This is a genomic window from Pseudomonas sp. p106 (assembly GCF_003936645.1).
GTDB lineage: Bacteria > Pseudomonadota > Gammaproteobacteria > Pseudomonadales > Pseudomonadaceae > Aquipseudomonas > Aquipseudomonas putida_E.
In genome coordinates this window covers 58989-79775 of the sequence record NZ_RHQR01000024.1, presented here as the reverse complement: position 1 = coordinate 79775, position 20787 = coordinate 58989, and the positions used below count along the sequence as shown (strand labels likewise).

Here is a 20787-nt window from a genome sequence, read left to right as displayed (position 1 = left end):
TGGATATCCTGGAAGAAGCCGGTCTTGAACAGCGAACGGGTCGACTCCACCAGGCGCCGGTCATCGGCCTGATCGCCCACGTTCAGGGGCAAGGCACCGAAAACGCTGCCGGCGGATACCCGCTGCAGGCCGTTGACCCTGATGTCGGCGATCCTGAACGGCGCCGCCTGGGCCACGCAGGCTTGTAGCAGCAGGATGGAGAGCAACAGACGCGGGTAGTTCATCGGGGGTTCCAGGCGGGCGTAAGGGTGGCTGAGCAGGCTCGGCGAAGGCGCGCGGCGGCTGCCAGGCAAGCGGGCGATGAGGATAAGGGCGGGCTGTGTTTGGCGCGGTTAACCCAGGGTAAAGATGTGTAAAGTTCGCCCAGCTTGCGGTGACAGCCTGGCGCGGCAGGGCGATCATGAGCGCTTTGTAACCCCTGCCTAAGCGTACCCACCATGATTCCTGTGCTGTTGGTCGATGACGACCGCGAACTCACCGAAATGCTTGCCCTTTACCTGGCCCGCGAAGGTTTCCAGGCGACCGCCGTGGCTAGCGGCGAAGAGGGCGAGACCAAAGCCTTGAGTGGGGCTTTTCGCATCGTGGTGCTGGATGTGATGCTGCCGGGCATCTCAGGGATCGAAGTGTTGCGGCGCATTCGTGCGCGTAGCCAGGTTCCGGTGCTGTTGCTCACCGCCCGTGGTGACAACATCGACCGCATTGCCGGCCTGGAGCTGGGTGCCGATGACTATGTGCCCAAGCCCAGCTCCCCGGGCGAACTGGTGGCGCGCTTGCGCGCGATCCTGCGCCGGGTGCAACCGCACGCGTTGGCTGAAAGCCAGGCTGGCGAAGCCATCGGCAGTGGGGCGCTGACGTTGTGGCCAGGGCGCCGCAAGGCCCAGTGGGCCGCTGCTCCTCTGGAACTGACCGGGACTGAATTCAGCCTGCTCGAAGCGTTGGCTCGCCAGGCGGGCCAACTGGTGAGCAAGCAAGACCTGTCGCTCAACGCCCTGGGCCGCCCGCTGACCCGTTACGATCGACGCATCGATGTGCACATCAGCAGCATCCGTCAGAAGCTCGGCCCACGCGCCGACGGCAGCAGCTGGATCCAGAGCGTACGGGGCATGGGCTACATGCTGATCGTCGAATGATGCGTCGGCGCCTGTTCTGGAAGCTGTTTCTGGCCTTCTGGCTGGCCAATAGCCTGACGTTCCTGGTGGGCGCGGGGGCCTTCATGCTCGACGACCTGCGTGGCGACACCCCGGCGCTGCGTTCGCTGCTGGTTACCGAGCTGAACATGTTGCACCGCTACGGCGAGCAGGCCGGCCGCCAGCTGTTGCAGGTTTCGCCCCAGCCAGAAGGTGTGCAGGTGGGGCTGTATGACGGCACCGGCCACTTGCTGGCCGGCAGGGCTGTGGCCATGCCTCGTTTCGAGCGGGCGCTGCTCGACCAGGGTGGCCAGGCCCTGGTGCTGCGCGCTTCGGTGGCAACCTCCCTTGACGAGGCGCCGCGCCCCCGCGGCATGGGCCCGCTCCTCACCGGTACGTTGATGAGCGCGTTGTTTGCCTTGCTGTGTAGCCTGTACCTGACCAGGCCCTTGACCTGGCTGCGCGAGGCCATGGGGCAGGTCGCCCAGGGCCGGTTCGAAGTGCGCGTCAAGCCACGCCTGGGCAAGCGCCGCGACGAGATCGTCGACCTTGCCGAAGACTGCGACCGCATGGCCAGCCAGCTCAAGGCGCTGGTCGAGGCCCAGCAGCAACTGCTGCATGATATTTCTCACGAGCTGCGCTCGCCTTTGACCCGTATGCACGCGGCCATCGGTTTGATACGCCAGCAGCCGGACCGCGGTGAAATGCTTGAACGCATCGAGCGCGAATCACGGCGCATGGATGACCTGATCGAGCAACTGCTGACCCTGGCGCGTGCCCAGTCACAGCCGTGCGATGGCAATTGCGAAGCGCTGGATGTGGTCGAGTTGCTGGCGCAGATAGTCGAAGATGCCCGTTTCGAGGCCGGCATGAAGCAATGCCAGGTTTCGCTGAGCGCGGACGACGCATTTTTTACCCGCGGGCATGAGGAGCTGCTGTATCGCGCCTTTGAGAACGTGGTGCGCAATGCCGTGCGTTACACCGCTGCGGGTACCGAAGTACGGGTGCTGGCGCTGCTGGCCGACGACGGTGAACAGCTGGAAGTGACCATCATCGACCAAGGGCCAGGTGTGGACCCGGCGCGCCTGCAGAGCATTTTCGAGCCGTTCGACCGGGGTATGGACAGCGGCAGCGATGGCTTCGGCCTGGGTTTGGCCATCGCCCGCCGGGCAATCGCGCTGCATCAGGGCACGATCACCGCCCAGGCGGGAGAGGGAGGGGGATTGCGGGTGAACATCCAATTGCCGCAGCGGGTATGAGCAAACCCTCACCCGCCGCCTCAATCGCAGCCGACTAGCGCCCGAGCATCACCGTCTTCAGCCTTGCCTGCGCCTGCTGCACGGTCTTGGCCTGGTTGTTCAGGTCCGCCAGCAAGGCATTCAACTCAGCCTGAACGGTCGGGTCGGACACCTTCACGATGGCCCCGTTGATTTCTATCTTTTCCTTGTGCGCATCCACGTAGTCGGCCACCTTCAGGCTGCTGTCCAGGGTGCCGTTGATTTGCGGCAGCACGTCCAGGAAGGTGTCGGCAGGGACGCTGACGGTGCGCTCAAAGGCCTTGTCGTAAACCACCTTGAGGTCTTGCGGCTGCTTGAGCTGGGCATGGGCGGTGTCCGCCTTGGCCTTTTGCTCCTGCAACTGCTTGCCCATGTCGTTCAGGCCGGTCTGCACCGCTTTTATGTCGTCACGGCGGGCAGTGACATCATTGAGCGAGCGAACCGCGCCTTTTTGCAGCAGGTTACCCAGAGGCTGCACGGCGGCATCCATCGCGCCGTTGAACTGGGTGATGACTGCATAGTGATCGCTGTAGGGGCCAAAAGCCTCGGTTTCGTCTGCGCTCAGCTTGGGCACATGCACCCCTGGCTTGTCGACGATACGGGTCTGCAGGAATTCGCTGAAGGCGGCACGTTGCTTGGGTTCGCTGTCGCCGCAGGCGGCGAGTACCAGGGGCAGGGCGAGGGCGAGCAGCCAGCGGGGCTGGAATGAGACGTTCATGTCGGTGAATCTCCTGAGTGCATGGGTAGGCCTGCGCACCGTCACGCGCTGCGCGGCGGTGCAAGGTTAGCGTTTTCCAGGCTGCCGATCCAATCTGGCAGTGAAGGTAAATCCAGACCCGCCGGCTTCACATGCTGGGCAACTCGAACCCGGGGATCTGCCGCCCCAGCTTGAGCGCCTGGCCATGCAGCACGCGCATCAGGTGCAGCGCCGCCTGCGACGGCGGTTCAAAGCGCGAATGGACGAAGCTGATATCGAAGTGAATTTCGTCAGCCAAGCGCACTACGGCCAGGCCGCTGTCCTGTGCCACGAACTCATCGATCAAGGTGATACCCATGCCTTGCTTGACCAGTGCCACGGCTTCGTTGGCATTGGTGAACGACAACAGCGAGTCCAGGTGAAGGCCGCGGCGCGCTATCTCCTCGGCCAGCAGCTTGCCGAACGGCATATCCGGACGGAACAGTAACAGCGGGTGGCCTTCCAGCTGCTGCAGGGTCAGTGAGGGCTGCTGTGCCAGGGGGTAATCGACGGGCATTGCAACGACCATGCGCCCACGCATGAAGGCCTGGGAATGCAAATGATCGTGCACCACCGGCAGGGCGGCGATCGACAGGTCGACCTTTTTTGACAGGATCTGGTTGGGCATCTCGCCCATCAGCGAGGTCTGCCATTCGATCTGCAGTGCGGGCGCCTCACGCTTGAGCTGGGCCAGGGCGATCGGGATCACCACCGTCGACAACGAGGCGCTGCAGGAAATCCGCAGCTTGCGGTGGGTGCCGGTGGCCAGCCCCACTGCGCACTCATTGACCTGCAACGCCGCCTGATACACCCGTTCGACCTCACGGAACAGGATCTGCGCCTCGGCGGTGGGTACCAGGCGGTTGTTGATGCGCTCGAACAGGCGGTAGGCCAGCCGCCCCTCGATGTAGCCGATGAGCTTGCTCACCGCCGGCTGCGAGACGTAGAGCATCTTCGCGGCGGCGCTGATCGAGCCGGTCAGCATCACCGCCCTGAACACCTCCATGTGCCGCAGTTTGAACACCAGTGCACTGGCGTCGCTGCCTTCTTTGCCGGGAAACATGAGTATTACCTTAGGTTATGGTCTTCGCCATCTGTGTATGAGCGCTATCGCTACGCCCGCAGTATCGTGAACCCAGGCAAATCGCCCCTGGTGGCGAACAATAACAAGATCTGCAGGCAAGCGCAGTGGCGCTTGAAGGAACCGCTTTTGAACATCTTTGATGAACCGAAGATCGATTGCCATAACCATTTGTTTGACCCTGCACGCTTCGCTTACCACCCCGATGCGCCGTACGCACCGTCCGGTCAGGAGGTCGCGCCGCTGGAGCAGTTCAACCAGGTGATGGATGCCTATGGCGTGCGTCATGCCTTGTTGGTGGGGCCCAACAGTGGCTACCACACTGACAACCGCTGCCTGCTGCATGCCTTGGCCAGCGGTCAGGGGCGTTTCAAGGGCATAGCGGTAGTCGATCGTCACATCAGCCTCGAGCAACTGGCCGCGCTGCGTGAGCAGGGCGTGGTCGGTGTGGCCTTCAACCCGGCGATGTATGGCGTTGCGAGCCTGCATGACGTCGGGCCGTTGTTCGGCAAGCTTGCCGAACTTGGCCTGTTCGCCCAGATCCAGGTGTGCGAAGACCAGCTCGTCGAACTGCTCGGCCTGATCGAGCGCAGTGCGGTGCGGGTATTGATCGACCACTGCGGACGCCCGGATGCGGCGGCCGGTACCCAACAGGCCGGCTTTCAGGCATTGCTCAGGCTGGCCCGGCATGGGCGGGCCTGCGTGAAGCTCTCGGGCATGCAGAAATTCGCCGCTACTGCTGCCCTGCATGCGCAGAGCAGCGCCTTTGTGCACGAGTTGATCAACGCTTTTGGTCCGCAAGCCTGTGTATGGGGTTCGGACTGGCCGTTCATCCGCCAGCAAACCCGGGTGGACTACGGCCCCTTGCTGAAGTTGGCCGAGCGCCTGATGCCAGACCCGCACCTGCGGCGAACCATCATGTGGGATACCCCCAGGCGCCTGTTCGGGTTTGCCTGACGCCTGCGCATTCGCCATTCCAATAACAAGAGAGCAATTGTCATGAATGCTGATCAGCCTAGCGGCGCCGGGGTGTTCGACACGCCTGCGCGCCAGCAGCAACGTACCCGTACCCGTTTCATGATCCTGGCGCTGATCTCTGGCGGCACCATGATCAACTACCTGGACCGCAGCGTCATGGGCATCGCCGCGCCAAGCATCAGCGCCGATCTGGGGCTGAATGCGGCGATGATGGGGGTGATTTTCTCCGCGTTCTCATGGACCTACGCCGCGGCGCAGATCCCCGGCGGCATACTGATCGACCGGCTGGGCACCAAGCTCACTTACTGGTTGGCACTGACGTTGTGGTCGCTGTTCACCGGCCTGCAGGGCTTGGCCCAGGGGTTTCTGTCCTTGCTGGGCATGCGCTTTCTGGTCGGTGTGACAGAAGCGCCGTGTTTCCCCACCAACAGCCGCGTGGTGGCGACCTGGTTCCCGCAAAGCGAGCGGGCCAGGGCGACCGGTATCTACACGTTTGCCGAGTACACCGGCCTTGCGTTCCTGACACCGTTGCTGTTTTGGGTCTTGCACGCCTATGGCTGGCGCTTTCTACTGATGGCGGTCGGGTTGCTGGGCGTGCTCTACGGCGTGGTCTGGTGGCGCAAATACCATGAGCCACACCAGTCGACCACCGCCAACCAGGCGGAGCTGGACCATATCGCTGCCGGCGGTGGCGTGGTCGATGGTGGCCAGAAAGCCACGGTGTTCCAGTGGTCACAGATCCCGGCGCTGCTCAAGCACCGCAACATGCTCGGTATCTGCCTGGGGCAGTTCGCCTGCAACTCGACCAACGTGTTCTTCCTCACCTGGTTCCCGACCTACCTGGTCACCGAGCGGCATATGCCGTGGCTCAAGGTCGGCTGGGTGGCGGTGCTGCCGTTCATCGCCGCTTCGTTGGGCACGCTGGTCGGAGGCTGGCTCTCCGATGCCTTGCTGCGCCGCGGCTACTCGCTGAATGTGGCGCGCAAGCTGCCGGTGATCGCCGGCCTGCTGACCGCGTCGGTCATTGTCCTGGCCAACTATGTCGAGTCGGACGTGCTGGTCATCGCCATCCTCTGTATTGCCTATTTCGCCCAGGGTATGTCGGCCCTGGCCTGGATGATCGTTTCCGACATCGCGCCCAAAGGCTTGCTGGGCCTCAGTGGCGGGCTGTTCAACCTGTTCGCCAACGCCGCCGGCATCGTTACCCCGTTGACCATCGGCCTGATCGTGACGGCCACCGGGTCATTCGTCTGGGCCCTGGTGTTCGTGTCCTCGATCACCGCGCTGGGCGCGCTGTGTTACCTGTTCATGGTGCGCGACCTGCGTCGCCTGCCGGATATTCCCTGTGTTGAAAAAGGAGCTGAACAATGAGCCAACCCCTGCAAGGGCAAACTGCAATCGTTACTGGCGGCATGCGTGGCATCGGCCTGGCCATCGCCCAACGGCTGCACACCGCCGGTGCCCAGGTGGTGATCTGGGACCTCGCGGTGGATGGCTGGGACAGCGTCGACAACGGTTTCGAGCCAGTGCTGCGCCAGGTTGTGGATGTCGCTTCGCTGGCCTCGGTCGAGGCGGCATTCGCTGACGTACTGGCGCGTGTGGGGCAGGTCGACATCCTGGTCAACAACGCTGGCATCAATGGGCCGGTGGTACCGTCCTGGGAATACCCGCCAGAAGCCTGGGACAAGGTCATCGCCATCGACCTGAACGGCGTCTTCTACTGCTGTCGAACGGCCATCCCGCATATGCGCGAGCGCGGCTATGGGCGGATCGTCAACGTGGCGTCGATGGCGGGCAAGGATGGCGTGCAGTACATAAGCGGCTACTCGGCTGCCAAGGCCGGGGTCATCGCCTTCACCAAGGCCGCAGCCAAGGAACTGGCGCAGGATGGCGTGTCGCTCAACTGCATCGCCCCGGCGATGGTAGAAACCCCGTTGATGGCCGAGATGACTGCGGAGCATATCGCGGCCAGCAAAGCCAAGATCCCGATGGGGCGTTTCCTCAAGGCTGAGGAGATTGCCAACATGGTGGCCTGGATCGCCGGGCCGGAATGCAGCTTTACCACAGGCTTCGTATTCGACCTCAGTGGCGGGAGGGCGACTTATTGAAGCCGCTAGGGGTTGCCCACCTGACAGCGCTGGACCTTGCGCCTGAAGCGCTGGTGCGTGAAGCCGGCCGGGCCGGTTTCAGCACTGTTGGGTTGCGGCTGCACCCGGTGATGCCGGGTGCGCAAGCATATCCGCTTGCGGTTGGTGGCCAGGCGCTACGGGAGCTGAAGGCTGTGATGGCAGGTGAGGGTGTAGGCGTTGCCGACATAGAGTTCGTCTCGCTGACGCCGCAGGTGCAGGTTGGCGATTGTGCGATGTTGCTGGCGGCAGGCGCTGAACTGGGTGCCACCAGCCTCACGGTATCCGGGGATGATGAAGACGGTGTGCGGCTTGCGCACAACTTCGCGGCGCTGTGTGAAATGGCCAAGGAGTATGGTTTGCGTGTAGACCTGGAGTTCATGCGCTGGAGACCGGTGGCGACCTTGCAGCAGGCGCTGGCTGTGTTGAACATGGCTGGGCAGGACAACAGCGCGGTACTGGTGGATGCGCTGCATCTGTTCCGTTCGGGCGGGGATGTAGCGGCACTTGCCGAAGTCGACCCGCGCTACCTGCGAGCGGTGCAACTGTGCGATGCGCCGCTCACTGCGCCGGCTGAGGCATTGATTATCCAGGAGGCGCGTGAAGGGCGGTTATTGCCGGGGCAGGGGCAGTTGCCACTGGCAGCGTTGATGGGGGCGTTGCCGACGGATGTGCAGGTGAGTGTGGAAACGCCGTCGGTAACGCTTCGCGGTGAAAACCGGTTGAAACACGTGCGTGAAGCGACGCACGGTTGGTTAGGCAATGTTCGTCTGCCAACCAACCGGCAGCCCCAGATCAAGGATTGACCTGATATCCCCGCCCTTGCAGGCAACCGCTGTAGGCGCTGGCTTGCGCCGAACTTTGTGCCTGATCCTCGGTGCGCCGGTCCTCGCGGCGATCCTGGCGTTGCCGGGAACCACCGACGACCGCTCCGGCAGCGGCCACTTCCCCAGCACGGTTCTGCCGATACTCTTCTTTGGCGTCGTCGCCGGCCCGGTCAGACAACCCTTCATGCTGGTTGCTGCGTACCTGCGCGCCAGCGGCACCGGCTGCAGCACCCACAGCCGCGCCTTTGACCCGGCCACCGACATTAGGGCTGGAGGTGGTTGCGGCGTTGTTCGCGGCGTTGGCTGCCACGGTATTGCATTCATTGATATCCAGCTGCATCTGCTGGCTGCTCTGACCTTTTAATGGGGTTACCGACTGGGCCTGCAGTGCCGGGGCTACGCAAAGCAGCACCAGCAGGAAACTCCCTGTGAACGGACGCATGACACACCTCCACTGAATGGGAATTGCATCTGACAGCATAGCTGCCGGTTGCGGCCCTCGACCAAGTCGACGACGAGCCGAGTATCAACCTCAGGTACTCGAGCGGGCGTTTTCCGGTGGACGTGCGTGACGTGGGTATCTACCTGGCGGTGAAAGGGGCCTGGTAGTCGCCCCTGATGGCTACAGCCAACCGGACGGCGCACACCGCTAGGGCGATGGGCCCCACCTATGGTATACAACCCTCATTACCACACCACCATCACCTGGCGCCTGGAAGCGTTCTGGGTTGGTCGGTGACTTTCCTGCAACTGCTCCTTTTATAGAGAAACGGAGATTCGAAGATGACCGCCACCGACCGTCTGAGCCTGCTTCAGTATGAGCACCTGGGCCTGGACGATGTTGCCGCCGCTGAATTCAAGGTCGCTCTGGGTGAACTGCGCAAGTTGGCACTGGGTGACCGTTACGAACACCACGCCGCGCTGCATCTGGGCGATATCGCCGAAGCGGAAAACCGTCAGCAACTGGATCAGACCAAAAACTGGGGCATAGGCTTTCTACAGGGGCTGAGCTGCGCGCAAACGCTCACCGAAGAGCAAGTCAAGGCACTGCGCGGCGTGTTCCAGGCGGCCGCCAAGCGGTCTTTGGCGCGCATGCCCGGATAAATTTCTGGCAGCCAGCGGATTCTCGTCCAGACTCTGTAGAGCATGCGGGCAGCAGTACAGCAGACGTGCACAGGATGTGGCAGCCTTTCGCGACCACGGCTGGCCGCCTAAGGCCGCATGCACCGAGGGTTGTAGATGGTCGAGCGGTGGTCCGGCCGGTCTTTGCTGCTTTCGTTTTCCCTGATTCTGTTGCCTCAGGCCTGGGCAGCGGAGGATGTGTGTCGGCAACTGACGGCCACCGGCAATCCGGAATATCCCCCTTACTTGTGGCGCGACCCGAACGACCCCCAGCGGCTGATCGGTGCCAACGCCGACCTGCTTGACTACCTGGGCCAGGCGCTCGGTGTGAAAATGCAGGTGGTCTACGGCGGGCCATGGTCGCGGGCTCAGGAACAGGTGCGCAAAGGCCGTATCGACTTGATGGCCGGTTACTTCCTGACCCAGGCGCGTCAGCAGGAGGCGGACTTCATCAGCCCGCCGTTCTTGCATACGCCAAGTGTTGTCTGGGTGCGCCAGGACGCTGCCTTTGCTTACCGTGGCTGGTCAGACCTGAAGGGGCGCAAGGGCGGCACCCTGGTCAGCAATAGCCACGGCCAAGAGTTCGACGATTACGCCAGGGCCAACCTCACGCTCGAAGCGGTTCCCGGTGCCAGGCAGGCGTTCGAGAAGCTGCTGCACAAGCGCAACGACTACCTGATCTATGAGCAGTACCCCGGCATGGCGCTGGCGCGCACGCTGGGTATGGACAAGCAATTGAAGGTGCTCGATCCGCCGGTGTCCAGTGAAGGCCTGTACCTGGCGCTGTCCCATGCATCGCCGTGCAACCAGCCCAGGCTGCGTGAGCAACTGGCGCAAAAAATGAAGGAAATCGTCTCTGGCCCGCTGCCTGGGCAGCTGCTGGCGAAGAACCTGGAGCGCTGGAAGCAGGAGCAAGCGGGCGGGCAGCATTGAGGCACGGTGTGCTGGCATTGGCGCACGTTCACCTCATGCACTGGCTTCCCGAGCCCGCTTGGCCTTGGTCACATCGACCGTGCTGGGCAAGGCAACGCCGTTCTTGATGGCAAGAACCTGCGCCATGACGCTGACCGCGATCTCTGCAGGGGTCTTGCTGCCGATATAGAGACCGATGGGGCCATGCAGGCGTTCGAGTGAGGCTTGCGTCTCACCGAAGTGCTCGATCAGCCGTTCGCGGCGCAGCTGGCTGTTACGCCGGGAACCGATCGCACCGATGTAGAAGGCTGTGCTGTGCAAGGCTTCGAGCAGGGCCAGGTCGTCCAGCTTGGGGTCATGGCTCAGGCCAATGATGCAACTGCGCAGGTCGGGGGCAAAGGCCCTGACCACATCGTCCGGCATGCCGACTATCTTCTCCACGCCCGCGACATTCCAGCCATCCATGTATTCGCGGCGAGGGTCGCAAACGGCCACCTTGAAGCCGTTGAACAGCGCCATGGTCGCCAGGTACTCGGCCAGTACCCCGGCACCGATCAGCAGCATGCGGTAGCCGGGGCCCAGGGTATTGACCATGCGTTGGCCATCGAAGCTGAACTGCTCGGGTGCGTGCGTGGCGGCCAGGCTTACGCCACCGGTGCCGAGGTCCAGCTCGCGACGGACCAGGTTGCCAGCGTCCAGCTGCGGCAGAAGCTGCTCAAGGCTGGGCAATGAAGGGCTGAACTCGAGTATCAGCTCCAGGGTCCCGCCGCAGGGCAGGCCAAAGCGATGAGCCTCGTCGGCACTGACGCCATAACGCACCACGCGCGGCGGCCCTTCCGGCATGCCTTCGCCGTTGTAGGCAGTGGTGTAGCGGTGCACCAGGTCATCCTCGATGCAGCCACCGGAGACGCTGCCAATGACCCTGCCATCGCCACGCAGGGCCATCATCGAGCCCACCGGCCTGGGCGACGAACCCCAGGTGCGGGCTACGGTCGCCAGCAGCACCCGCTCGCCGGCCTGGAGCCAGTCACGGGTGGTGCGCAGGACCAACAGGTCGATGCTTTCCATTGACAGTGTTTCCTCAGCGCATGTGCAAGATGATCGGGCTGCTGCTGGCCGGGTCGGTATCCCCGCGCAGCTTGCTGACGGCCTGCGCGTCGACCGCACCGCCGTGGTTGCCCCAGGTACTGCGGACAAAGCTCAGCACCTGGGCGATCTCCTGGTCCGACAACTGCTCGCGGAACGCAGGCATGCGGTAGGCATCCGGCAGCCCGGCGGCGACGATCCGTTGCGAGCCATTGAGGGTGATGTTGATCGCCGAAGCATTCTCCTTGGCCAGCGCCGAGGTGGCCCCCGCCAGCGGCGGCATCCACTCTGCCTGGCCCTTGCCATCCAGGCCATGGCACGTAGCGCAGCGGGTCACGTAGGTGTGGGCGCCGGGGCTGTTCAGGCGTTCACCGGCAGACACGGCCTGATACTGCCACGGCGCGCCGTCACGTTGGGGGTCGCCCGGCAACGATTTGAGGTAGCGGGCGATCGCTGCCAGGTCGTCATCGCTCATGAACTGGGTGGAATTGTTGAACGCCTCGGTCATCGACCCATAGACCACCGCATGCTGGTTGCGCCCGTGCTTGAGGAACTGCACGATCTGGGCCTCGCTCCAGCGGCCCAGGCCGGTGTTGTGGTCGTCACGCAGGCTGGGTGCGTACCAGCCGTCGAGCAGCGCGCCGGCCAGAAACGGCTTGCCACCTTCATCCAGGGCTTTTTCGTTGAAGGCCAGGCCCCGTGGGGTATGGCAACTGCCACAGTGGCCGGGGCCCTGAACGATATAGGCGCCTCGGTTCCACACCGCGTCCTGCGCCGGTTTGGCCGCATAAGGTTCGTCTGCTGCGAACACGCCGTTCCACAGCGCGATCGGCCAGCGCATGTTCAGTGGCCAGGGAATGTCGCTGGGGATGTTCGCCTGTTGTGCAGGCTGTACGCCTTTCATGAAGAAGGCATACAACGCCCGCACATCGTCATCGCTGAGCTTGGCATATGAGGGGTAGGGCATGGCCGGGTACAGCCGTCTGCCCCCCGGTGCGACACCGTGGCGCACAGCGCGGTCGAAGTCGGCAAGGCTGTAATGGCCGATGCCGGTCGCGGGGTCGGGAGTTACATTGGTGGCGTGTATCGCCCCCAGCGGTGTGGCCATTTCCAGCCCACCGGCAAATGGCTTGCCGTCGGGCAGGCTGTGGCAGGCGACGCAGTCGCTGAGCCTGGCCACGTACTCACCACGGCTGACCAGCGCCGGGTCGAAGCTGGCGTTCTGTTCGGTGACGAAGGGCGAAGCGGGCTCACGGGTGACATACCAGGCCAGCAGGCCTGCAGCGACCAGGCACGGCAGCGCCAGCCAGCCTGCGGTTCTTGCGAATCGACTGTGGGTCATGGGGCGGTCCTTGTCCGGTCAGCTGAAGGTATGGCGGCTCATGGGCAGGCTGCGGATGCGCTGGCCTGTGAGTTGCGCCACCGCGTTGGCCACTGCTGGCGCCACCGCAGGCAACGGCGGCTCGCCAATGCCCCCCATCTTCGCGCCGCTTTCGACAATGCGCACATGCACTCGGGCCATGCGCGAGGCAGGCAGGATCGGATACAGGTCGTAGTTGCGCGCGCGCGGCTTGCCATCGATGTATACGGCTTCCTCAACCAGCGTCTGCGACAGGCCAAGGGCCACGGCGCCGTTGACCTGGGCTTCGATGATCGCTGGGTTGACGATGCTGCCGGGGTCGATCGCCTGCCAGATGTCGTGGACTTTCACTTGGCCATCTTCGATCGACACTTCGGCGATCACGGCGGCCTCCGAGCCGAACGGCGAAGCCATGGCCACACCACGCGCCCGCTTGCTGCCGTCTTCAGCGGTGAACGGCCCGCGCTTCCAGCCACCGGACAGTTCACCCACCGCTTGCAGCAGGTTGGTCAGGCGCGGGTTGTCGCGCAGCAGGTGCAGGCGCAACTCAAAGGGGTCTTTACCGCCTTTGTCAGCCAGCTCGTCCAGGAAGGACTCATAGAAGAAATCGTTCAGCGAGTTGCCCACCGAGCGCCAGTAACCCAGCATGGCCGGGCCCTTGACGTAGATCTGTGCGATGCGCTTGTTGGCGATGGCGTAGGATTTGCCCGACAGCCCTTCGAGCGCCGTCGGGTCGATTTTCTCGCCTTGCTTGCCCGCCAGGGCCTCGGTCGGCCCCTCTGTGGCACTCACCGCTTCGATGGCCACTGGCAGGCCATCGGCATCCAGCCCTGCGCGGAACTTGACCACTGCAACCGGCCGCAGCACATCGCGCAGGAATTCTTCCTCGCGGCTCCAGATCAGCTTGACCGGGCGGCCGACGGCCTTGGCCAGCAAGATGGCCTGTGGGTAAGGGTTGGCCGAGTCATACAGGAAGTGGCGACCGAAGAACCCGCCCAGAAGCGGCGAGTGCAGGGTGATCTGTGCAGGATCCAGGCCGGTGCGTTTGGCGATGTCGTCACGGAACATGTCCGGCGCCTGGTTGGGCAGCCAGACCTCCAGCGAACCGTCGGGGTTGAAGCGCGCCAGTGCCGACGGCGGCTCCAGCTGGGCATGGTTGAGATACTGGTTGTGGTAGGTGGCCTCGACCTTGGTCTTGGCATTGCCCAGTGCAGCGGCCACATCGCCTTCGCTTTCGTCGTCCTTGGCGGGGCCTGTCTGGGCGGCCAGGTGCTCGCGCCAGGCATCGCTGGAGAAGTCGGCGGGCATCGCGCGTACCTGGCTGTCGGCGCCCGGCTCCTGCCAGTCCACCTGCAGCGCCTCGACCGCACGCTTGGCGTGCCACCAGCGTTCGGCCACCACGGCAACGGCGCCTGGCAATTGATGCACCGAGTGCACGCCTTTCATGGCCTTGACCTGGTCTTCGTTGCGCAGGCTGCCCACGGTCATACCAAGGCGCGGGGCATGCTGCACAGCGGCGTGGAGCATGCCGTCGAGCGTGATGTCGATGGTGTAGAGCGCTTTGCCGGTGGATTTGTCGTAGGCATCGACACGGCGCACCGGCTTGCCGATCCAGCGGAACTGGCTGGGGTCGCGCAGCGTGATGCCTGCTGGGTCCGGTACCGGCAGGTCCATGGCCCGTTCAGCCAGCTCGCCATAGGCCAGCGAACGGCCCGAGGCGGCGTGCAGCACTTTGCCAGGTTCGGTGGACAGCTCGCTCACCGGTACGCCCCATTGCTCGGCGGCGGCTTGCAGCAGCATGGCCCGGGCGAGGGCGCCGAGGCGGCGCATGGTCGGGTAGCTCATGCGCACCGACATGCTGCCGCCGGTGATGCGCATGCCGTTTTCCATCACTACGTAGGCTTCGCCCGGCGGGGCGCTGTCGACCACGAACGTTGCAGGGTCCGCGTCCAGTTCTTCGCCGACGATCTGCGCCATGGCGGTGTAGGTGCCTTGGCCGCCTTCCATGAACGGGCAGAGCAGGCGTACCGTGCCGTCCTGGCGGATTTCCAGGAATGCAGGTACCTGGGTGCCGCGTTCCTGGGCAGCGGCCGTCGCCGCTTGGACCCGGCTGACGCCCAGCGGCAGGCCGAAGCCCAGGACCAGGGCGCCTACGGCGGTACCGGCGAGAAAGCGCCGACGCGACAGGTTGACCGTTTCGCCCGGGGGCAGGTCGAGCAGCGCTGCAGGGTTATCGACAGGCGTATTCATCAGGCCTTCTCCCCTTGGGCGAGTTCGTGCACGGCGGCATGGATGGCGTTATAAGTGCCACAGCGGCACAGGTTGACCATCGCCGCATCGATTTGCGCATCGCTCGGTTGCGGGGTGTGCTTGAGCAGCGCGGTAGCCGCCATCACCTGCCCGGACTGGCAGTAACCGCATTGGGCCACCTGATGCTCGACCCACGCGGCCACCACGCGCTTGCCCACCGCATCGGCCTCGATGGCTTCGATGGTGGTCACTTCACGCCCGACCACTCCGGCCACCGGCGTGACACAGGCGCGCACCACATTGCCGTCCACCAGCACCGAGCAGGCGCCGCACTGTGCCAGGCCACAGCCGTACTTGGTGCCGGTCAGGCCGAGGTCGTCGCGGATCACCCACAGCAACGGCGTGTCGGCGTCGGCCTCGACCTGGTAGGTCTTCTGGTTGATTCGAAGTTCCATGGCTCACCTGCTGATCATCGGTTGTGATTATGTTGCCGTGCAGGGAATACGTTGTTCCCCAATCCGCAAACGCTAGCACAGCGGGGTGAGCGGCGGCCTGCCGTGTACGGCAGGTTCAGAGAATCAGGCAAGCAATCCGGCGAAATGCGCAATCAAGTGCCGCAGCGGTGGGCGGCACAGACAAACAGGACTTCCAGCCGAAAAAACCGGATAATGCCGGCCAATTTCGTTTTGCACGCTTAAATCACGGTGTTCCCGCATGGAAATCAAGGTCAACTTTCTCGACAACCTTCGTCTTGAAGCCAAATTCGACGACTTCACGGTGATCGCCGACCAGCCGATCCGCTACAAAGGCGATGGCTCGGCCCCGGGGCCGTTCGACTATTTCCTTGCCTCATCGGCCCTGTGCGCCGCCTATTTCGTCAAGCTGTACTGCCAGACCCGGGATATCCCTACCGAAAACATCCGCCTGTCGCAGAACAACATCGTCGACCCCGAGAACCGCTACAACCAGATCTTCAAGATCCAGGTCGAGCTGCCGGAAGACATCTCTGAGAAGGACCGGCAGGGCATCCTGCGCTCCATCGACCGCTGCACGGTCAAGAAAGTGGTACAGACCGGCCCCGAGTTCATCATCGAGCAGGTGGACAACCTCGATGCCGACGCCCAGGGCCTGCTCATGCCGGTGGCCGACACCACCACCTACATCGCCGGCAAGGACCTGCCGCTGGAGCAGACCATCGCCAACATGTCGGGCCTGCTCGCCGGGCTGGGCATGAAGATCGAGATCGCCTCGTGGCGCAACATCGTGCCCAACGTCTGGTCGCTGCACGTGCGCGATGCGCAGTCGCCGATGTGCTTCACCAACGGCAAGGGCTCGACCAAAGAGGCCGCGCTGGCCTCGGCGCTGGGTGAATTCATCGAGCGTTTGAACTGCAACTTCTTCTACAACGACCAGTTCTGGGGCGAGGACATCGCCAACGCGCCGTTCGTGCACTACCCCAACGAGCAGTGGTTCAAGCCGGGCCCCAAGGACGCGCTGCCAGCCGAGATCCTCGACGAATACTGCCTGCAGATCTACAACCCGGACGGCGAGCTGCGTGGTTCGCACTTGTATGACACCAACTCGGGCAATACCGCGCGTGGCATCTGTTCGCTGCCGTTCGTGCGCCAGTCGGACGGGCAGGTGGTGTACTTCCCGTCCAACCTGATCGAAAACCTGTTCCTCAGCAACGGCATGAGCGCAGGCAATACCCTGGCCGAAGCGCAGGTGCAGTGCCTGTCGGAGATCTTCGAACGGGCCGTGAAGCGTGAAATCCTTGAGGGCGAGTTGTGCCTGCCGGATGTGCCGCAGGAGGTGCTGGCCAAGTACCCAGGCATCGTCGCAGGCATCCAGGGGCTGGAAGAGCAGGGCTTCCCGGTGCTGGTCAAGGACGCGTCGCTGGGCGGTGAATTCCCGGTCATGTGCGTGACCTTGATGAACCCGCGTACCGGCGGCGTGTTCGCCTCGTTCGGCGCGCACCCAAGCTTGGAGGTGGCGCTGGAACGCAGCCTTACCGAACTGCTGCAGGGCCGCAGTTTCGAGGGGCTCAACGACTTGCCGCAGCCGACCTTCGAAAGCCACGCGCTGACCGAGCCGAACAACTTCGTCGAGCACTTCATCGATTCCAGTGGTGTGGTGTCGTGGCGCTTCTTCAGCGCCAAGGCCGACTTCGAATTCGTCGAGTGGGACTTCTCCGGCCATGGCGAAGACTCCAACCTCCAGGAAGCCGCGACCCTGTTCGGCATCCTCGAGGGCATGGGCAAAGAGGTGTACATGGCTGTGTACGACAACCTCGGCGCCAACGCCTGCCGCATCCTGGTACCGGGTTACTCGGAGATCTACCCGGTCGAGGACCTGATTTGGGACAACACCAACCGTGCCCTGGGGTTCCGTGCCGACATCCTCAACCTGCACAGCCTGGACAACCGTGCATTGCGTGCGCTGCTCAAGCGCCTGGACAACTGTGAGGTGGACGACTACACCACCATCACCACGCTGATCGGTGTCGAGTTCGATGACAACACGGTGTGGGGCCAGTTGACCATCCTTGAGTTGAAACTGCTGATCTGCCTGGCGCTGAAGCGTTTCGAGGACGCCAAGGAGTTGGTCGAGGCGTTCCTGCAGTTCAACGACAACACTGTCGAGCGCGGTTTGTTCTACCAGGCCCTGAATGTGGTGTTGGAAGTGGTGTTGGATGATGAGCTTCAGATGGAGGACTACGAGGCCAATTTCCGCCGCATGTTCGGCAACCTGCGCATGGATGCAGTGCTGGGTTCGGTGGACGGTAGCGTGCGCTTCCATGGCCTGACCCCGACCAGCATGAAGCTGGAGGGGCTGGACCGCCACCTGCGCTTGATCGAGAGCTACAAGAAACTGCATGCCGCCCGGGCCAAGGCGGTGTGACAAGGCTCGAGCCGCTCGACCTGCCTCTTCCCGATTACCCCGCACCGGGCCTGATTGGCGAGGCCCTGTACCTGCGCTACGCGGCCTTAATGGCGCAAGCGGCTAATAGGTCCGCGCCGCTGGCCGATGACGCAGTGCGTCATGAAGGCCGGCGCCTGGCCAGCGATCTGCTGGGCCAGGCAATTACCTTGGGTAGCAGCAAAGCCCACGAAGGTTCGGATGAGGTGTATTGGCTGGTGCAGAGCGCTGCCATCACCTCTCTCTTCGCCGATGGTGCCCAGTCCGCCGAGTTTGCCGGCTACAGACAGCACGTGGCGTATTACCAGGCAGGCTGCCGTACGGCGGGACAGGTCAATGCTTTCGACCGCTACGTGGCCGCCAATGGCCAGCCTGCAGTCGAAGACGAGGTGCAGTCCCGCTCAGCGGATGACCACTACCGGGTAATGGTGAGGCCATGGGAGGCTGGAAATACGCATTGGGTCTATTCCCCGCGTGTTCTCGATACCCACCAAGGCACTTGCCTGCTGAGTTTCCAGGATGCCTGTTGGTCAGCGGACGTCAGCACCTGGCATAGCGGCTCGACCGTCGAACTGGCATTGCGCAAGTACCCAAGCCACCGCGCGCGCGCCGGCATACGCGTGATCATCGACTGTACAAAACGGTGTGCGCTGCTGGAGGCCGGCGGTGAAATCGAACTGGCGGATCTGGAAGCCGTGCTGGACGCCCGGCTTGAGGGGGCGGAACCGGGCAGCCGCTAGTTCTTGCACTTGGCCATGACCACCTGGCAGGTCCTGGGCGTTCCGCCGGACCGGCCGGCATAGCGGATGCAATTGTTCATCGACTTGTGGCGGGCCATGCTCAAGGTATCGCCCCACGCCAGGCCGCCTTCTCCCATAGTGGGCACGGCCTTGGCGAAACAGTTCGAGCCCAATGCCGCTGTCTGGTAGCGAGCCTGGCTGTGCTTGTTCGAACATCCGGCAGTCAGCGCCATGCTGAGGCCAAGCAGGGCATGTGCGGCCCACAACGCGTACGGTCGTGCTTTATCAGCGCTCATGCCATTTGCCTCTGGTGGAAAGGGGGTGAAGTCTTTCAGGATATTTCTATCAAGCCAAGCGGTGAACTAACCGGACGTCAAGGTGATCCTTTGCTAAGCGCACCCCGCGCACGCCTGACGGACCGGGCACTCGCGCCTGTCCGCCAGCCCCGGGTCACTGACTGAGTAAGGAGGCGCCGTGACCGCTACCGAGCAAACCCTCTACCGATGCACGCCCAGCCCGCTGCACGCAATCTTGCTGGCCGGCACGGTCCCGCTGTTTCTTGGCGCATTGCTGAGTGACATTGCCTATTTCAAGAGCTACCAGATCCAGTGGAGCAACTTCGCCTCCTGGTTGATTGCCGGCGGCCTGCTGTTCTGCGGGCTGACGTTGCTGTTCGCGCTGGCCAACCTGGTCCGCGCCGAGCGCAAGGGCGGGCGGCCGACGCTGTACTTTTTGCTGTTGCTGGTGACTTGGGTACTAGGGCTGGTCAATGCCTTCGAGCACGCCAAGGATGCCTGGGCAGTGATGCCAGCGGGCCTGGTGCTGTCTTTGATCGTGACCGTGCTGGCCTGCGTGGCGGCCTGGCTGGGTATGAGCAACCTGCGTTCGGGAGGTGCGGCATGAAACCTTTGCATGCATTGCCTGTATTGAGTGTAGCGCTGTTGTTGAGCGCCTGCGGTGGGGAAGGCGAGGCCACCCAGGCCCTGGGCCCCGACCCGAAATTGCCGGCCCCCGAGCGTGGTCTGTTGCCGAGCATGAAGATCGCCCAGCCCGCACACTGGGGCGAGCAGAAGCCGACCGTGCCTGAGGGTTACAGCATCACAGCCATTGCCACTGACCTGAAAATCCCGCGTCAGAGCCTGGTACTGCCCAACGGTGACATTCTGGTGGCCGAAGGCCGGGGCGGCAGTGCGGCCAAGCTCAAGCCCAAGGACGTCATCGCCAGCCAGATCAAGGCCAAGGGCAATACCCAGGTCAAGGGTGGCAACCGCCTGACACTGCTGCGAGACGCCGACGGCGATGGCACCTACGAGGTGCAGACGGTGTTTGCCGAAAACCTCAACGCGCCTTATGGCCTGGCCTTTGCCGATGGCAAGCTGTACGTGGCCAACCAGGACGCGCTGGTGCGTTTCGACTATCAGGAAGGCCAGACCCAGGCGGGCGGCCCGCCGACCAAAGTCACCGACCTGCCGGCCCAGATCAATCACCACTGGACCAAGGCGCTGACCATCAGCCCCGATGGACATTACCTGTATGTGGGTATCGGCTCGAACAGCAATATCACCGAGCGGGGCATGGAAGCCGAAGTCGATCGCGCCATGGTCTGGCAGGTCGACGCTGCCACCGGCGCGCACAAACCCTACGCCACCGGCTTGCGTAACCCGACGGCGCTGACCATCCAGCCTGGCAGCGGGCAGCTGTGGACCGTGGTCAACGAGCGCGATGAACTGGGCCCGGACCTGGTGCCGGACTACCTCACTTCGGTGCGCGAAGGTGGCTTCTATGGCTGGCCCTACAGCTACTGGGGGCAGCATGTCGATGAGCGGGTGAAACCGCAGAACCCGGACAAGGTGGCTGCCGCAATCAAGCCCGATTACAGCCTCGGTTCGCATGTGGCCGCGCTGGGCGTGGACTTTTCCATACCGGCCATGGGCGAGCGCTTTGCCGACGGCGTGTTCGTCGGCGAGCACGGCAGCTGGAACCGGCCAAACCCTGTGGGCTACAAGGTGATCTTCGTGCCGTTCAGCAACGGCAAGCCTGCCGGTGAACCGATCGACTTCGCCACCGGCTTCCGGGCCGAGGATGGCAAGACTCGCGGCCGGCCGGTCGGTGTGACGGTTGACCCTCGGGGGGCACTGATCATCGCCGATGATTTGGCCAATACCGTATGGCGGGTCACGCGCAATCGGTAAGTCCAGCTATGGTGTAGGAGCGGCGCGTGAAGCGTTCACGCGCCTGTCCGGTCT

At 63.5% G+C, this 20787-nt stretch carries 20 protein-coding genes and 1 pseudogene; 12 read left to right on the top strand and 9 right to left on the bottom strand.

Annotated elements, in window-relative coordinates:
- Window positions 1–224 (bottom strand): annotated as a pseudogene (locus EGJ09_RS23315) (outer membrane assembly protein); the annotation flags it as partial.
- Window positions 225–437: 213 nt separating this feature from the next.
- Here EGJ09_RS23315 and EGJ09_RS23310 point away from each other — a divergent pair.
- Both EGJ09_RS23310 and EGJ09_RS23305 read left to right on the top strand, forming a co-directional pair.
- Window positions 438–1130 carry a response regulator transcription factor gene (locus EGJ09_RS23310; RefSeq protein ID WP_119687116.1) on the top strand — a complete coding sequence of 231 codons (693 nt, stop codon included), beginning with the start codon at window positions 438–440 and terminating at the stop codon, window positions 1128–1130.
- On the top strand, window positions 1127–2386 hold the full coding sequence (locus tag EGJ09_RS23305; protein ID WP_125924894.1) for an ATP-binding protein: 1260 nt from the start codon (window positions 1127–1129) through the stop codon (window positions 2384–2386). The genes EGJ09_RS23310 and EGJ09_RS23305 overlap by 4 nt, the downstream gene beginning before the upstream one ends.
- A 34-nt stretch (window positions 2387–2420) precedes the next feature.
- Here the strand turns inward: EGJ09_RS23305 and EGJ09_RS23300 are convergent, their stop codons facing one another.
- Window positions 2421–3122, bottom strand: a complete 702-nt coding sequence (locus EGJ09_RS23300; protein WP_046786054.1) for a DUF3053 domain-containing protein — start codon at window positions 3120–3122, stop codon at window positions 2421–2423.
- Window positions 3123–3249: 127 nt separating this feature from the next.
- Entirely contained in the window at window positions 3250–4203 is a 954-nt protein-coding gene (locus tag EGJ09_RS23295; RefSeq protein ID WP_125924893.1) for a LysR family transcriptional regulator, read from the bottom strand.
- Window positions 4204–4350: 147 nt separating this feature from the next.
- Between EGJ09_RS23295 and EGJ09_RS23290 the strand changes: the two genes are divergently transcribed.
- From EGJ09_RS23290 to EGJ09_RS23275, 4 genes are read left to right on the top strand one after another with little or no spacing between them, the layout of a single operon-like run.
- A complete protein-coding gene (locus EGJ09_RS23290) occupies window positions 4351–5178 on the top strand; it encodes an amidohydrolase (RefSeq protein ID WP_125924892.1) in 828 nt (275 codons plus the stop codon).
- Window positions 5179–5220: 42 nt separating this feature from the next.
- Window positions 5221–6570: an MFS transporter gene (locus EGJ09_RS23285; protein WP_125924891.1), complete on the top strand. Its 1350-nt coding sequence runs from the start codon at window positions 5221–5223 to the stop codon at window positions 6568–6570.
- Window positions 6567–7307, top strand: a complete 741-nt coding sequence (locus tag EGJ09_RS23280; protein ID WP_115274659.1) for an SDR family NAD(P)-dependent oxidoreductase — start codon at window positions 6567–6569, stop codon at window positions 7305–7307. Before EGJ09_RS23285 ends, EGJ09_RS23280 begins: the two co-directional genes overlap by 4 nt.
- Window positions 7304–8131 carry a sugar phosphate isomerase/epimerase gene (locus tag EGJ09_RS23275; protein ID WP_115274660.1) on the top strand — a complete coding sequence of 276 codons (828 nt, stop codon included), beginning with the start codon at window positions 7304–7306 and terminating at the stop codon, window positions 8129–8131. The genes EGJ09_RS23280 and EGJ09_RS23275 overlap by 4 nt, the downstream gene beginning before the upstream one ends.
- On the opposite strand, the gene EGJ09_RS23270 is transcribed toward EGJ09_RS23275, so the two are convergent.
- Window positions 8121–8594, bottom strand: coding sequence for a YMGG-like glycine zipper-containing protein (locus tag EGJ09_RS23270; protein WP_125924890.1), 474 nt, complete (start codon window positions 8592–8594; stop codon window positions 8121–8123). The genes EGJ09_RS23275 and EGJ09_RS23270 overlap by 11 nt on opposite strands.
- 341 nt (window positions 8595–8935) lie before the next feature.
- On the opposite strand from EGJ09_RS23270, the gene EGJ09_RS23265 reads away from it, so the two are divergent.
- Both EGJ09_RS23265 and EGJ09_RS23260 read left to right on the top strand, forming a co-directional pair.
- Window positions 8936–9256 (top strand): hypothetical protein, encoded by a 321-nt coding sequence (locus EGJ09_RS23265; protein WP_046786060.1) that lies wholly within the window; start codon window positions 8936–8938, stop codon window positions 9254–9256.
- 135 nt (window positions 9257–9391) lie between these two features.
- Window positions 9392–10207 carry an ABC transporter substrate-binding protein gene (locus EGJ09_RS23260; protein WP_119687109.1) on the top strand — a complete coding sequence of 272 codons (816 nt, stop codon included), beginning with the start codon at window positions 9392–9394 and terminating at the stop codon, window positions 10205–10207.
- A 33-nt stretch (window positions 10208–10240) separates the two neighbouring features.
- On the opposite strand, the gene EGJ09_RS23255 is transcribed toward EGJ09_RS23260, so the two are convergent.
- From EGJ09_RS23255 to EGJ09_RS23240, 4 genes are read right to left on the bottom strand one after another with little or no spacing between them, the layout of a single operon-like run.
- On the bottom strand, window positions 10241–11254 hold the full coding sequence (locus tag EGJ09_RS23255; protein ID WP_125924889.1) for an XdhC family protein: 1014 nt from the start codon (window positions 11252–11254) through the stop codon (window positions 10241–10243).
- Between the two features lie 13 nt (window positions 11255–11267).
- Window positions 11268–12614, bottom strand: a complete 1347-nt coding sequence (locus EGJ09_RS23250; RefSeq protein WP_125924888.1) for a cytochrome c — start codon at window positions 12612–12614, stop codon at window positions 11268–11270.
- 18 nt (window positions 12615–12632) lie between these two features.
- Window positions 12633–14882, bottom strand: a complete 2250-nt coding sequence (locus tag EGJ09_RS23245; RefSeq protein WP_125924887.1) for a xanthine dehydrogenase family protein molybdopterin-binding subunit — start codon at window positions 14880–14882, stop codon at window positions 12633–12635.
- A complete protein-coding gene (locus tag EGJ09_RS23240) occupies window positions 14882–15337 on the bottom strand; it encodes a (2Fe-2S)-binding protein (RefSeq protein WP_046786065.1) in 456 nt (151 codons plus the stop codon). Before EGJ09_RS23240 ends, EGJ09_RS23245 begins: the two co-directional genes overlap by 1 nt.
- A 259-nt stretch (window positions 15338–15596) precedes the next feature.
- Here EGJ09_RS23240 and EGJ09_RS23235 point away from each other — a divergent pair, with 259 nt between their 5' ends.
- Both EGJ09_RS23235 and EGJ09_RS23230 read left to right on the top strand, forming a co-directional pair.
- Window positions 15597–17783 (top strand): OsmC domain/YcaO domain-containing protein, encoded by a 2187-nt coding sequence (locus tag EGJ09_RS23235; protein ID WP_119687105.1) that lies wholly within the window; start codon window positions 15597–15599, stop codon window positions 17781–17783.
- Window positions 17780–18541, top strand: coding sequence for a hypothetical protein (locus EGJ09_RS23230; RefSeq protein ID WP_125924886.1), 762 nt, complete (start codon window positions 17780–17782; stop codon window positions 18539–18541). The genes EGJ09_RS23235 and EGJ09_RS23230 overlap by 4 nt, the downstream gene beginning before the upstream one ends.
- Here EGJ09_RS23230 and EGJ09_RS23225 read toward each other — a convergent pair.
- Window positions 18538–18837: a hypothetical protein gene (locus tag EGJ09_RS23225; RefSeq protein WP_119687103.1), complete on the bottom strand. Its 300-nt coding sequence runs from the start codon at window positions 18835–18837 to the stop codon at window positions 18538–18540. The genes EGJ09_RS23230 and EGJ09_RS23225 overlap by 4 nt on opposite strands.
- A gap of 178 nt (window positions 18838–19015) precedes the next feature.
- Here EGJ09_RS23225 and EGJ09_RS23220 point away from each other — a divergent pair, with 178 nt between their 5' ends.
- Together EGJ09_RS23220 and EGJ09_RS23215 are read left to right on the top strand one after the other, a co-directional pair.
- Window positions 19016–19444: a DUF2231 domain-containing protein gene (locus EGJ09_RS23220; RefSeq protein ID WP_039601936.1), complete on the top strand. Its 429-nt coding sequence runs from the start codon at window positions 19016–19018 to the stop codon at window positions 19442–19444.
- Window positions 19441–20733 carry a sorbosone dehydrogenase family protein gene (locus EGJ09_RS23215; protein ID WP_125924885.1) on the top strand — a complete coding sequence of 431 codons (1293 nt, stop codon included), beginning with the start codon at window positions 19441–19443 and terminating at the stop codon, window positions 20731–20733. The genes EGJ09_RS23220 and EGJ09_RS23215 overlap by 4 nt, the downstream gene beginning before the upstream one ends.
- The last annotated feature ends 54 nt before the right edge of the window (window positions 20734–20787 follow it).

Bases quoted from the DNA above. Each gene is read 5' to 3' on its own strand.
- EGJ09_RS23310 (WP_119687116.1), top strand. From the start codon at position 438: ATGATTCCTGTGCTGTTGGTCGATGACGACCGCGAACTCACCGAAATG.
- EGJ09_RS23305 (WP_125924894.1), top strand. From the start codon at position 1,127: ATGATGCGTCGGCGCCTGTTCTGGAAGCTGTTTCTGGCCTTCTGGCTG.
- EGJ09_RS23300 (WP_046786054.1), bottom strand. From the start codon at position 3,122: ATGAACGTCTCATTCCAGCCCCGCTGGCTGCTCGCCCTCGCCCTGCCC.
- EGJ09_RS23295 (WP_125924893.1), bottom strand. From the start codon at position 4,203: ATGTTTCCCGGCAAAGAAGGCAGCGACGCCAGTGCACTGGTGTTCAAA.
- EGJ09_RS23285 (WP_125924891.1), top strand. From the start codon at position 5,221: ATGAATGCTGATCAGCCTAGCGGCGCCGGGGTGTTCGACACGCCTGCG.
- EGJ09_RS23280 (WP_115274659.1), top strand. From the start codon at position 6,567: ATGAGCCAACCCCTGCAAGGGCAAACTGCAATCGTTACTGGCGGCATG.
- EGJ09_RS23270 (WP_125924890.1), bottom strand. From the start codon at position 8,594: ATGCGTCCGTTCACAGGGAGTTTCCTGCTGGTGCTGCTTTGCGTAGCC.
- EGJ09_RS23265 (WP_046786060.1), top strand. From the start codon at position 8,936: ATGACCGCCACCGACCGTCTGAGCCTGCTTCAGTATGAGCACCTGGGC.
- EGJ09_RS23260 (WP_119687109.1), top strand. From the start codon at position 9,392: ATGGTCGAGCGGTGGTCCGGCCGGTCTTTGCTGCTTTCGTTTTCCCTG.
- EGJ09_RS23255 (WP_125924889.1), bottom strand. From the start codon at position 11,254: ATGGAAAGCATCGACCTGTTGGTCCTGCGCACCACCCGTGACTGGCTC.
- EGJ09_RS23250 (WP_125924888.1), bottom strand. From the start codon at position 12,614: ATGACCCACAGTCGATTCGCAAGAACCGCAGGCTGGCTGGCGCTGCCG.
- EGJ09_RS23245 (WP_125924887.1), bottom strand. From the start codon at position 14,882: ATGAATACGCCTGTCGATAACCCTGCAGCGCTGCTCGACCTGCCCCCG.
- EGJ09_RS23240 (WP_046786065.1), bottom strand. From the start codon at position 15,337: ATGGAACTTCGAATCAACCAGAAGACCTACCAGGTCGAGGCCGACGCC.
- EGJ09_RS23235 (WP_119687105.1), top strand. From the start codon at position 15,597: ATGGAAATCAAGGTCAACTTTCTCGACAACCTTCGTCTTGAAGCCAAA.
- EGJ09_RS23225 (WP_119687103.1), bottom strand. From the start codon at position 18,837: ATGAGCGCTGATAAAGCACGACCGTACGCGTTGTGGGCCGCACATGCC.
- EGJ09_RS23215 (WP_125924885.1), top strand. From the start codon at position 19,441: ATGAAACCTTTGCATGCATTGCCTGTATTGAGTGTAGCGCTGTTGTTG.